The sequence below is a fragment of the Micromonospora sp. NPDC003776 genome, from assembly GCF_053605645.1.
On the sequence record NZ_JBSGJR010000141.1, the window covers coordinates 1 to 12,833 of the forward strand.

A 12,833-nucleotide genomic window follows, 5' to 3' on the forward strand; every position below is an offset into this window, starting at 1 on the left:
GCGGCGGCGACGCGTACCTCGCCGAACCGGCGCACCGCCGCGGCACTGCCCACGCCGCCGAGGACCGCGCCGAGCCCCTGGGCGGCCTGGAGCACCCCGAGGAACTCCGGCGAGCGGTGCAGACCCCGGTCGACGACGGCGTAGCCGGTGGATTCGGCGAAGCCGAGCACCAGGGCGAGCACCGTGGTGGCGAGCACCACCCGGCGCAGCAGCGGGTGGCCGGCGAGGTGCCGGAAGCCCGCGCTCATCTCCCCGGTCCAGTGCCGCAGCACGCCACCCGTGCGCTCCGTACGCTCCGGGACCGGATCCGGTCCGGGCAGGGTGAGCAGCAGCGCCGCCGCTCCGACGAAGGTGGCCAGATCCAGCACGGCCACCGCCGCGCCGCCGAACAGCGCGTACAGGCCGGCGCCGGCGAGCGGGGCGAGCAGCCGCAGGCTCTCCCGGGCCGTCCGCAGCAACCCGTTCGCGGCGGCGAGCAGGTCACCGGGGAGCAGGGTGACGAGCAGGGCGGACTGGGCCGGCTCGATGACCAGGTGGAGGCAGCCGTAGAGGAGCATCACCGCGTAGATCAGCGGCACCTGGTCGGGGCCGCGCACCGCCAGCAACGGCAGCAGGATCACCGCGCCGGCCAGGTTCGCCGCCACCAGCAGCCGGCGCCGCGGCAGCCGGTCGGCGAGCAGCCCGGCCAGCGGCGCGAGCAGCGCGGGGGCGGTGAAGAAGAGGAAGGTCAGCCCGGCCGCGCCGTCGCTGCCGGTCAGGTCCTTCACCCAGATGCCGCAGGCCAGCCACATCGCGCTGTCGCCGACCAGGGACAGGGTCTGCCCGGCGAGGTACCGGCGGGCGCGCGGTTCAGCCAGCAGTCGTCGGGTCGACATCCGACACCTCCGGAGCCCGCACCGGGTAGCCGAAGAGGAGCAGCTCGACCGGGAGCGCCCCGGCCGGCCGGGCGGCGGGGTCGGTACGCCGGGCGTCGAACCGTGCGGTGAGGTCGGCGACCAGTTCCTGGTACGCGGCGGCGAACTCGCTCAGCTCCGCCGGGGTGAGGTGCACGAGGTGCTGCCGCCCGATGGCCGCCTCGTACCACTCCTTCGGGTAGGTGGGCGCTTCGTCGACGAACCGGCGCAGCCGCTGCGCGTACCGGTCGAGCAGCACCCGGTCGAGGGCCTGGGAGGCCCGGGTCCAGTCCGGGTCGTCGGGCCGGGCCGGCGCGGACCAGCCACGCCGGGTGAGCCGCCAGGGCCGGGCCCGGCCGCGGCCGCCGCCGGCCTCCTCCACGAAGCCGTAGCGGGCCAGTTGCCGCAGGTGGAAGGAGCAGGTGGTCGCCGTCTCGCCGATCAGCTCCCCCGCCTGGGTCGCCGTCAGCGGACCACCGCCGAGGGCCTCCATCAGGGCCAGCCGTACGGGATGACTCAGCGCCCGCAGCTCGCGGGCGTCGGTGAGGGTACGCGGTGCGTCGGTCGCCATGTGTCGAGAGTATTCTCTCGACAGACTTCTTTCGAGAGCCTTCTCTTCATTTGGCGCACCCCGGGACGCGACGAGGCCCCCGGCGGTTCCGCCGGGGGCCTCGTCGTTTCCTACTGCTTAGCGGTACGACCCGAAGTCGAAGTCGTCCAGCGGCACCGCCTGGCCACTGGCCGGCCCGAAGCCGTAGTCGGTCTCCGGGTAGCCGGTCATCGAGTAGACCTTGGCCTTCGCCTCCTCGGTCGGCTCGACCCGGACGTTGCGGTACTTGCTGATGCCCGTACCGGCCGGGATGAGCTTACCGATGATCACGTTCTCCTTGAGGCCGATCAGCGAGTCGCTGCGGGCGTGGATCGCCGCGTCCGTCAGCACCCGGGTGGTCTCCTGGAAGGAGGCCGCCGACAGCCAGGAGTCGGTGGCCAGCGAGGCCTTGGTGATACCCATCAGCACCGGGCGACCCGCGGCGGGCTCGCCGCCCTCGGAGACGAGCCGGCGGTTCTCCGACTCGAACAGCGCCCGGTCGACCAGCACGCCCGGCAGGAACTCGGTCGAGCCGGAGTCGATGACCGTCACCCGCTTGAGCATCTGGCGGATGATGATCTCGATGTGCTTGTCGTGGATGAGCACACCCTGCGAGCGGTAGACCTCCTGGACCTCCTGGGTCAGGTGGACCTGGACCGCGCGCGGGCCGAGGATGCGCAGCAGCTCGTGCGGGTCGATGGTGCCCTCGGTGAGCTTCTCGCCGACCTCGACGTGGTCGCCGTCGTGCGCCCGCAGCTTGACCCGCTTCGAGATCTTGTCGTACACGATCTCGTCGCTGCCGTCGTCCGGGATCACGATGATCTTCCGCGACCGCTCGCCGTCCTCGATCCGGATCCGGCCCGGGGTGTCGGCGATGGGCGCCTTACCCTTCGGGACCCGGGCCTCGAAGATCTCCTGGACCCGGGGCAGACCCTGGGTGATGTCCTCACCCGCGACACCACCGGTGTGGAAGGTACGCATCGTCAGCTGCGTACCCGGCTCACCGATGGACTGGGCGGCGATGATGCCGACGGCCTCACCGATGTCGACCGACTTGCCGGTCGGCAGCGAACGGCCGTAGCAGGCCGCGCAGACGCCCAGCTTGGACTCGCAGGTGAGCACGCTGCGCACCCGGACGGTCTCCACCCCGGCGGCGACGATCTTGTCGACGCCGATCGAGTTGATGTCCTGGCCCCGCTCGGCCACCACGGTGCCGTCCGGCCCCTTGATGTCGTCGGCCAGGGTCCGGGCGTGCACGCTGGTCTCGGCGTGCGTGTGCACGACCAGCTTGCCGTCCAGCCGCTCGCCGATCTGCATCGGGATGGCGCGGTCGGTGCCGCAGTCCTCCTCGCGGATGATGACGTCCTGCGAGACGTCCACCAGACGACGGGTCAGGTAACCCGAGTCGGCGGTACGCAGCGCGGTGTCGGCGAGACCCTTGCGGGCACCGTGCGTGGAGATGAAGTACTCCAGCACGGAGAGACCCTCGCGGTACGACGCCTTGATCGGACGCGGGATGATCTCACCCTTGGGGTTGGCCACCAGACCACGGATCGCCGCGATCTGCCGGAGCTGGAGCAGGTTACCGCGGGCACCCGAGTTGATCATCTTCCACAGCGGGTTCTCCTGCGGCAGCGCGGTGTCCATCTCCTTGGCGACCTCGTTGGTCGCCTTGGTCCAGATCTCGATGAGCTCGCCGCGGCGCTCCTCGGCGGTCATCAGACCACGCTGGTACTGCTTGTCGATCCGGTCGGCTTCCTTCTCGTACCGCTCCAGGATCTCCCGCTTGCGCGGCGGAGCGATGACGTCCTCCATGCCGATGGTGACGCCGGACCAGGTGGCCCAGTGGAAACCGGCCTCCTTGAGCCCGTCGAGGGTGGCGGCCAGGGCCACCTTCGGGAAGCGCTCGGCGAGATCGTTGACGATCGCGGAGAGCTGGCCCTTGCGGATCTCGTAGTTCACGAAGCGGTAACCCGGGGGCAGCGTCTCGTTGAACAGGACCCGGCCGAGCGTGGTCTCCACGGTCACCGGCTCGCCCTCGACCCAGCCCTCCGGCGCGACCCACGGCTCGGCGCCGGCGCCGTTGTCCACCCCGACGATGTCCCGCAGGCGGATCTTGACCGGAGTCTGCAGGTGCAGCTCGCCGTTGTCGTACGCCATCCGCGCCTCGGCGTCCGAGCTGAACGCCCGGCCCTCGCCCTTGCCCCCCGGAGTGAGGTGGGTGAGGTGGTAGAGACCGATGACCATGTCCTGGGTGGGCATGGTGACCGGCTTGCCGTCGGCCGGCTTGAGGATGTTGTTCGACGACAGCATCAGGATCCGCGCCTCGGCCTGGGCCTCGGCGGACAGCGGCACGTGGACCGCCATCTGGTCACCGTCGAAGTCGGCGTTGAACGCGGTGCAGACCAGCGGGTGGATCTGGATGGCCTTGCCCTCGACCAGCTGCGGCTCGAAGGCCTGGATGCCCAGGCGGTGCAGGGTGGGCGCCCGGTTCAGCAGAACCGGGTGCTCGCCGATGACCTCTTCCAGCACGTCCCACACGACCGGCCGCTGCCGCTCGACCATCCGCTTGGCGGACTTGATGTTCTGCGCGTGGTTGAGGTCGACCAGCCGCTTCATCACGAACGGCTTGAACAGCTCCAGCGCCATCTGCTTGGGCAGGCCGCACTGGTGCAGCTTGAGCTTCGGGCCGACCACGATGACCGAACGGCCGGAGTAGTCGACACGCTTGCCCAGCAGGTTCTGACGGAACCGGCCCTGCTTGCCCTTGAGCATGTCGGAGAGCGACTTCAGCGGCCGGTTGCCCGGACCGGTGACCGGACGACCACGACGGCCGTTGTCGAACAGCGCGTCGACGGCCTCCTGGAGCATCCGCTTCTCGTTGTTGACGATGATCTCGGGCGCGCCCAGGTCGATCAGTCGCTTGAGGCGGTTGTTCCGGTTGATCACCCGGCGGTACAGGTCGTTCAGGTCGGAGGTCGCGAAGCGGCCACCGTCCAGCTGCACCATCGGACGCAGGTCCGGCGGGATGACCGGGACGCAGTCGAGCACCATGCCGAGCGGCGAGTTGCGGGTGTTCTGGAACGCCGCCACGACCTTCAGCCGCTTGAGCGCCCGGATCTTCCGCTGACCCTTGCCGGAGCGGATGGTCTCGCGCAGGTTCTCGGCCTCGGCGTCGAGGTCCATGTTCTGGACCAGCGCCTTGATGGCCTCGGCGCCCATGCCGCCGGTGAAGTACTCGCCGAAGCGGTCGCGCAGCTCGCGGTAGAGCAGCTCGTCGGTGACCAGCTGCTTCGGCTCGAGCTTGCGGAAGGTGTCGAGGACCTCGTCGAGGCGGTCGATCTCGCGCTGGGCCCGGTCGCGGATCTGGCGCATCTCGCGCTCTCCGCCCTCCTTGACCTTGCGCCGGACGTCCGCCTTCGCGCCCTCGGCCTCCAGCTCGGCCAGGTCGGCCTCAAGCTTGGCGGCCCGCTTCTCGATCTCCGAGTCGCGGCTGTTCTCGGCCTGCCGCTTCTCGGCCAGGATCTCGTTCTCGATGGTCGAGAGGTCACGGTGACGCGCCTCGGCGTCCACGCTCGTCACGACGTACGAGGCGAAGTAGATGATCTTCTCGAGGTCCTTCGGGGCGAGGTCCAGCAGGTAGCCCAGCCGGCTCGGCACGCCCTTGAAGTACCAGATGTGGGTCACCGGAGCAGCCAGCTCGATGTGACCCATCCGCTCCCGGCGAACCTTGGAGCGGGTCACCTCGACGCCGCAGCGCTCACAGATGATGCCCTTGAAGCGGACCCGCTTGTACTTACCGCAGTAGCACTCCCAGTCCCGCTGCGGGCCGAAGATCTTCTCGCAGAAGAGCCCGTCCTTCTCCGGCTTCAGGGTGCGGTAGTTGATGGTCTCGGGCTTCTTGACCTCGCCGTGCGACCACTGACGGATGTCGTCAGCGGTGGCGAGGCCGATGCGCAGCTCGTCGAAGAAGTTGACGTCGAGCACTATGTCCCCTATGTCGTCGTCTGTACTGCTAGCTAACGGGCGGGGTCGGGAGCCGGCGAACCGGCTCCCGACCGCCTGCCTCAGACCTCTTCGACCGAGCTCGGCTCGCGCCGGGACAGGTCGATGCCCAGCTCCTCCGCGGCCCGGAACACCTCGTCGTCGGTCTCGCGCATCTCCAGGGCCACACCGTCGCTGGAGAGCACCTCGACGTTGAGGCACAGCGACTGCAGCTCCTTGAGGAGCACCTTGAACGACTCCGGGATGCCCGGCTCGGGGATGTTCTCGCCCTTGACGATCGCCTCGTAGACCTTGACCCGGCCCAGGACGTCGTCGGACTTGATCGTCAGCAGCTCCTGCAGGGCGTACGCGGCGCCGTACGCCTGCATCGCCCAGCACTCCATCTCACCGAAGCGCTGGCCACCGAACTGCGCCTTACCACCCAGCGGCTGCTGGGTGATCATCGAGTACGGGCCGGTCGACCGGGCGTGGATCTTGTCGTCGACCAGGTGGTTGAGCTTCAGGATGTAGACGTAGCCGACGGCGATCGGGTCCGGCAGCGGCTCGCCGGAGCGACCGTCGAACAGCTGCGCCTTGCCGGTGCGCCCGATCAGCTGCTTGCCGTCCCGGTTGGGCAGGGTCGACTCCAGCAGACCGGAGATCTCCTCCTCGCGGGCACCGTCGAAGACCGGGGTGGCCACGTTGGTGTCCGGCTCGGACTCGTGCGCGTTGATCGAGCGGAGCTGGCGCTTCCACTCGGCGTCGTCGCCGTCCACGCTCCAGCCGGTCTTGGCCACCCACCCGAGGTGGGTCTCCAGGACCTGACCGATGTTCATCCGGGACGGCACACCGAGCGGGTTCAGCACGATGTCGACCGGGGTGCCGTCCTCCAGGAACGGCATGTCCTCGATCGGCAGGATCTTGGAGATGACGCCCTTGTTGCCGTGGCGGCCCGCGAGCTTGTCACCGTCCTGGATCTTGCGCTTCTGGGCCACGTAGACCCGGACCAGCTCGTTCACGCCCGGGGGCAGCTCGTCGCCGTCCTCGCGGGAGAAGGTACGCACGCCGATGACCGTGCCAGTCTCACCGTGCGGCACCTTCAGCGAGGTGTCCCGGACCTCGCGCGCCTTCTCACCGAAGATCGCGCGGAGCAGCCGCTCCTCCGGGGTCAGCTCGGTCTCGCCCTTGGGCGTGACCTTGCCGACCAGGATGTCGCCAGGGACGACCTCGGCGCCGATCCGGATGATGCCCCGCTCGTCCAGGTCGGCGAGCATCTCCTCGCTGACGTTCGGGATGTCGCGGGTGATCTCCTCCGGGCCGAGCTTGGTGTCCCGGGCGTCGACCTCGTGCTCCTCAATGTGGATCGAGGTGAGCACGTCCTGCTGCACGAGGCGCTGCGACAGGATGATCGCGTCCTCGTAGTTGTGGCCCTCCCAGCACATGAACGCCACGAGCAGGTTGCGCCCGAGCGCCATCTCGCCCTCGTCGGTGCACGGACCGTCGGCGATGACCTGGCCGGCCTCGACGCGGTCGCCCTCGAAGACGACCGGCTTCTGGTTGACGCAGGAGCCGGCGTTGGAGCGGCGGAACTTGTGCAGCAAGTACGTCCGGCGGTGGCCGTCGTCCTGGTGGACGGTGATGTAGTCCGCGCAGAGGTCCTCGACCACACCGCCGACCTCGGCGACGACGACGTCACCGGCGTCCACGGCCGCGCGGTACTCCATGCCCGTACCGACCAGCGGCGACTCGGCCTTGACCAGCGGCACCGCCTGGCGCTGCATGTTCGCGCCCATGAGCGCGCGGTTGGCGTCGTCGTGCTCGAGGAACGGGATCATCGCCGTCGCGACCGAGGTCATCTGCCGCGGCGAGACGTCCATGTAGTCCACGGCCCCGGGCGCCACGTCCTCGGTCTCGCCGCCCTTACGGCGGACCAGGACGCGGTCCTCGGCGAACGAACCGTCCGACTTCAGCGGGGCGTTGGCCTGCGCCTTGACGAACCGGTCCTCCTCGTCCGCGGTCAGGTAGTCGATCTGGTCGGTGACCCGACCGTCGATGACCTTCCGGTACGGCGTCTCGATGAAGCCGAACGGGTTGACCCGGGCGAAGGTGGAGAGCGCGCCGATCAGACCGATGTTCGGGCCTTCCGGCGTCTCGATCGGGCACATCCGGCCATAGTGGGACGGGTGCACGTCCCGGACCTCGAAGCCGGCCCGCTCCCGGGACAGACCACCCGGGCCGAGCGCGCTCAGCCGGCGCCGGTGGGTCAGGCCCGCCAGCGGGTTGGTCTGGTCCATGAACTGGGACAGCTGCGACGTACCGAAGAACTCCTTGATCGCCGCCACCACCGGGCGGATGTTGATCAGGGTCTGCGGCGTGATCGCCTCGACGTCCTGGGTGGTCATCCGCTCGCGGACGACCCGCTCCATCCGGGAGAGACCGACCCGGACCTGGTTCTGGATCAGCTCGCCCACGGTACGCAGGCGCCGGTTGCCGAAGTGGTCGATGTCGTCGGCCTCGTAGCCCTCCTCACCGGCGTGCAGCCGGCAGAGGTACTCCACGGTGGCGACGATGTCGTCCTCGGTGAGCGTGCCGGTGGTGATCGGCACGTCCAGCTCGAGCTTCTTGTTGAACTTGTAGCGCCCGACCTTGGCGACGTCGTACCGCTTCGGGTTGAAGAAGAGGTTGTCGAGCAGGGTCTGGGCGTTCTCGCGGGTCGGCGGCTCGCCAGGGCGGAGCTTCCGGTAGATGTCGAGCAGCGCCTCGTCCTGGCCGGCGATGTGGTCCTTCTCGAGCGTGGTCATCATCAGCTCGGACCAGCCGAACTTCTCGCGGATCTGCTCCGCGGACCACCCGATGGCCTTCAGCAGGACGGTGACGGCCTGCCGCCGCTTACGGTCGATGCGGACGCCGACCGTGTCGCGCTTGTCGATGTCGAACTCCAGCCAGGCACCCCGGCTCGGGATGACCTTGACGCTGGAGAGGTCGCGGTCGGAGGTCTTGTCCGGCTGCTTGTCGAAGTACACGCCCGGCGAGCGGACGAGCTGGCTGACCACGACGCGCTCGGTGCCGTTGATGATGAAGGTGCCCTTGGGCGTCATCATCGGGAAGTCACCCATGAACACCGTCTGGCTCTTGATCTCGCCAGTGGTGTTGTTGGTGAACTCCGCGGTCACGAACAGCGGGGCGCAGTAGGTCAGGTCCTTCTCCTTGCACTCCTCGATCGAGGCCTTGACCTCGTCGAAGCGCGGAGCCGAGAAGGAGAGCGACATGGTGCCGGAGAAGTCCTCAATGGGACTGATCTCGTCGAGGATCTCCGCGAGACCCGAGCGTGCGTGCGGGTCGTCCGACGACCGGCCCTGCCAAGCCTCGTTGCCGACGAGCCAGTCGAAGGACTCGTTCTGGATGGCGAGGAGGTTGGGGACCTCGAGGTGTTCGGTGATCCGACCGAAAGAAACTCGGCGGGGCGCGAAAGCGCTCGACGTACGACTGGTCTTCGCAGGGCGGGAAGCTGCCAAGATGCGTCCTTCCGAGGACCGGTGCTGCAGAACGGCTGGTACGCGTGCACTCCAATGACCCCACCAGAATTATCCGTAAACGGACATTTCCGAGCAGGGGTCAAGTCGGAAGGCAGCGCAAACTAGCAGTGTAGCCGAGAGGCTAACCGCTGTCCAGCCCACCCCGCAGGTCGTCGCGGAACTTGCCTCGGGACCTCGGAAAACCGGGTCTACCGGGCCGCTCGGAACGCGACGCTCCTGCCGGTCCGCTCGGGCGTCGCGGCGGTGGTGCTGCCGCTGGCATTACCCAAGAGGTGGCCGTTGCAAGCGCGGAAGGTCTTGCTGGTGTCAGCGTGCCTGTCAGCCCGGGGCCGCGTCAAGGGCCGGTTACCGCTCGGGGTGTCTTTCCCACCGACGGGCTACCGACAGACGTCCGCTGTGAACCCGGTGCGAAGAACCTGTACGCCCTGCTCACGCCGCTGCCGCCGGGTGGCACAACCACAGCGGGCGGCGACCCGTTCCCGGATCACCGCCCGCCGCGACGCGGTTGTGCCCCGGCTCACGTGAGCCGGACGTGCGTCAGGTCAACGCAAGGTCACTTCATGGTGACCTTGGCGCCCTCACCCTCGAGCTTGGCCTTGGCCTTCTCGGCGGTCTCCTTGTTGACCTTCTCCAGGACGGCCTTCGGCGCGGCCTCGACCAGGTCCTTGGCCTCCTTCAGGCCCAGGCCGGTCAGCTCACGCACGACCTTGATGACCTGGATCTTCTTGCCACCGTCGGCGTCGAGGATGACGTCGAACTCGTCCTTCTCCTCCTCGGCCGGGGCAGCGGCGCCACCCTGGGCCGGCACGCCCGCGGCCATCGCGACCGGAGCGGCGGCGGTGACCTCGAAGGTCTCCTCGAACTGCTTCACGAACTCGGAGAGCTCGATCAGCGTCATCTCCTTGAACGCGTCGAGCAGCTCGTCGGTGCTGAGCTTCGCCATGTCTGGCGTCCTTTCTGAAAGTGAAAACTAAGAACGTGGGTGCGCCGGGAGGCCTCAGGCCGCCTCGGCGCCCTCCTTCTCGCGCTTGTCCTGCAGAGCGGCCGCCAGACGCGCGGTCTTGGCGAGCGGAGCCTGGAACAGGGCCGCGGCCTTGCTCAGGTTGCCCTTCATGGCGCCGGCCAGCTTGGCCAGCAGCACCTCGCGGGACTCCAGGTCGGCGAGCTTCGTGACCTCGGCCGCGGAAATGGCCTTGCCCTCGAAGACACCGCCCTTGATGACGAGCTTCGGGTTGGCCTTCGCGAAGTCGCGAAGCCCCTTCGCCGCCTCGACGACGTCGCCCGAAACGAAAGTCAGCGCGGTAGGACCGGTGAACAGCTCGTCGAGGCCGGAGATGCCCGCATCGGTCGCGGCACGCTTGGCCAGCGTGTTCTTCGCGACCGTGTAGCTGGTCTCCTTGCCGAGCGAGCGCCGCAGCTGGGTGAGCTGCGAAACCGTGAGCCCGCGGTACTCGGTCAGCACGGTCGCCCCCGCGTTGCGGAAGCTCTCGGTCAGCTCGGCGACGGCCGTGGCCTTGTCGGCCCGGATCGGCTTGTCCGCCATGTCCCTCCTCTCTCGTTGCTCGGAGCTGGTACGCCGGCGACGAGCGGACGCTCGCGACGGCGGCGGAGGCATCACGACAACGAGAAAAGCCCCGGCGCAGGGCGCACGGGGCGAGGGCCGGCATCATGGGCGCAGTCGGCGGACCACGCACAGCACCGATTTTCGCTTACCGCCCTGCGCGGGTCGCCCGTCATCGCGGGACCTTCGACCGTGCCAGGGCACGGTGACCAGCGGTCTCTGGGTGGAACTACGCGCCAAGGTTACGCGACGTGTCCCCGTACCACCAAATCGCCCCCGGAGTGCGCCCGGTCACCCGTTCGGGGCCGATTGATCGACTCCAGGTGCGGCAGGCCGGGGCGATTTGCCGCCGGGAGACCCCGATCTACCGCAGCCAGAGTGGATCAAGACGGCGAGGCCAGGCGGCGAGGCGGGCGGCGGGGTCGGGCAGCAGGGCTCAGGCGCGGGTGCGGCGGCCCCAGGCGTACCCGGCCAGGGCCACGGCCGCCCAGGCCAGGGCCCAGGCGGTCAGCAGCACGCCGGAGGCGGGCGCGAGGTGGCCGGTCAACGCCCGGGCGGCCGGCATCAGCGGCGGCGCCAGCCACGGCACCGCCGAGCGGGAGAGGCCCAGGACCAGGGCGCCGACCACGCCCAGGGCGAGCACCGCGACGCCGTACCCGGCGCTGCGGGTGATCGCCCGGCTGGCCAGCGCGCCGAGTCCCACTGCGCCGGGCAGGGCGAGCAGGTGCACCCAGAGGCCGAGGGCCACCCCGGCGGCGACCGGCCGGTCCCCCGGCCCGACCGGGCCGGTCACCCCTCCCACCAGCCACGGGAAGACCAGGGCGACGGCCACCGTGCCGAGCCCGGCCACGGCCGCGGCGAGCAGTCCGGCGGCCCGCTCCCGGGCGGGCCCGAGCACCACCTGGGCGAGCCGGCGCTGCACGTCCGGCTCCACGTCCAGCAGGATCTTGGTCTGCCAGGCCAGCACCGGGAAGAGCACCACCGCCGAGACGCCGTACGCCTCCGCCGGCTGCGCCCGGCCGCCGCCGTAGAGGACGCCGAGGGCGAGCAGGCCGGTCAGCACCGGGGCCAGCGCCCGTCCGGTACGCAGGAAGCCGGCCAGCCGCAGCCGGACCAGCGCCGTCACCGGGCCACCTCCGGCGCCGACCCGGTCCGGTCCGGCTCGGCCGCCGGGCCGCCGTCGGGCGCGGCCGGCACCGCCCCCTCGGCCGGGCCGGGACCGCTCGCCGTCGGGACGCCGGCCCGATCCTCGGCCGGCTCCGTCGGTGGCGCCGAGTCGGGTCGCGCGGCGCCGGGCGGGGCCGGGTCTGCGCGGAGTCCGGAGTCGGGAAACGCCGCGCCGGGCAGGGGCGGGTCGGCGCGGAGTCCGGAGTCGGGGCGCGCCGCGCCGGACGGGGCCGGGTCGGCGCGGAGTCCAGGGTCGGGTCGCGTGGCGGGGGGCGGGGCGGCGTGGTCGCGTACCCGCAGAACGTGGTGGCCCTCGGCGCGCAACCGGGCGACGGCGGCGGCGACCCGGGCGGCCGGGATCGCCAGCTCGACCACGGCGACGGCCGCGTCCCCGGCGGGCGGCTCCTCGGTGACCGTGCCCTCGGCGACCGTCCAGTGCCGGGCGCCCGGCAGCCGGACCGTCTCGCCCCGGTGGTCGCTGACCAGTACGGTCCCGCCGTCGGCGAGGACCTCGCCGACCACTTCCGGGACGATCTCGCGGGCGGCGGCGTCCAATCCCTCCCACGGCTCGTCGAGGACGAGCAGGCCGGGCGGGCGCAGCAGGGCCTGGGCGAGGCCGACCTTCTGGGCGGTGCCCTTGGAGAGCTGCGGCAGCCGGACCCCGTGGAACCGGGTCAGGCCGAGCCGGTCGACCCAGTGCCGCACCGCCCGCTCGGCCTCGGCGCCAGAAAGCCCGGCCACCCGGCCCATCGCGGTGAGGTACGCATCCACCGTGAACGGCTGGTCGGCGGGGAACCGCTCGGGCACCCAGCCGACGGCCCGCGGCCGGTCGACCACCCGGCCCCGGGTCGGGCGGAGCACACCCGCCGCGAGCTGGAGCAGGGTGGACTTGCCGACGCCGTTGCGCCCGAACGCCACCGCCACCTCGCCCGGGCCGATCCGTACCTCGGTCTCCCGCAGCACCCACGGCGCGCGCCGGTGGTACCGCAGCCAGACGCCCTCCAGCCGCATGCGCCGAGCCTCCCACACCGGACAGACGAACGGGGCCCCGCCACCCCGGGTGGGGGGGCCCCGGAGGGCGGAGGTGGCGAGGGCGCGGCCCG

At 70.4% G+C, this 12,833-nt stretch carries 8 protein-coding genes; all 8 read right to left on the minus strand.

The window, feature by feature from the left end; genetic code table 11:
- Window positions 1–875: MFS transporter (locus ACWEVO_RS14365; protein ID WP_452307985.1), on the minus strand; the 875-nt coding region annotated here is incomplete at its 3' end.
- Window positions 850–1,464, minus strand: a complete 615-nt coding sequence (locus tag ACWEVO_RS14370) for an ArsR/SmtB family transcription factor (protein WP_452307986.1) — start codon at window positions 1,462–1,464, stop codon at window positions 850–852. The genes ACWEVO_RS14365 and ACWEVO_RS14370, both read right to left, overlap by 26 nt.
- Before the next feature lie 117 nt (window positions 1,465–1,581).
- Window positions 1,582–5,469, minus strand: coding sequence for a DNA-directed RNA polymerase subunit beta' (locus ACWEVO_RS14375; RefSeq protein ID WP_452307987.1), 3,888 nt, complete (start codon window positions 5,467–5,469; stop codon window positions 1,582–1,584).
- 80 nt (window positions 5,470–5,549) lie between these two features.
- Window positions 5,550–8,981, minus strand: a complete 3,432-nt coding sequence (gene rpoB, locus ACWEVO_RS14380) for a DNA-directed RNA polymerase subunit beta (RefSeq protein WP_452307988.1) — start codon at window positions 8,979–8,981, stop codon at window positions 5,550–5,552.
- Window positions 8,982–9,555: 574 nt separating this feature from the next.
- Complete coding sequence (gene rplL, locus ACWEVO_RS14385; protein WP_452307989.1) at window positions 9,556–9,945, minus strand: 50S ribosomal protein L7/L12; 390 nt, start codon at window positions 9,943–9,945, stop codon at window positions 9,556–9,558.
- 54 nt (window positions 9,946–9,999) lie between these two features.
- On the minus strand, window positions 10,000–10,545 hold the full coding sequence (rplJ, locus tag ACWEVO_RS14390) for a 50S ribosomal protein L10 (protein ID WP_046567232.1): 546 nt from the start codon (window positions 10,543–10,545) through the stop codon (window positions 10,000–10,002).
- A gap of 454 nt (window positions 10,546–10,999) precedes the next feature.
- Complete coding sequence (locus ACWEVO_RS14395; RefSeq protein ID WP_452307990.1) at window positions 11,000–11,689, minus strand: hypothetical protein; 690 nt, start codon at window positions 11,687–11,689, stop codon at window positions 11,000–11,002.
- Window positions 11,686–12,741 carry an ATP-binding cassette domain-containing protein gene (locus ACWEVO_RS14400; protein WP_452307991.1) on the minus strand — a complete coding sequence of 352 codons (1,056 nt, stop codon included), beginning with the start codon at window positions 12,739–12,741 and terminating at the stop codon, window positions 11,686–11,688. The genes ACWEVO_RS14395 and ACWEVO_RS14400 overlap by 4 nt, the downstream gene beginning before the upstream one ends.
- Window positions 12,742–12,833 lie beyond the last annotated feature (92 nt).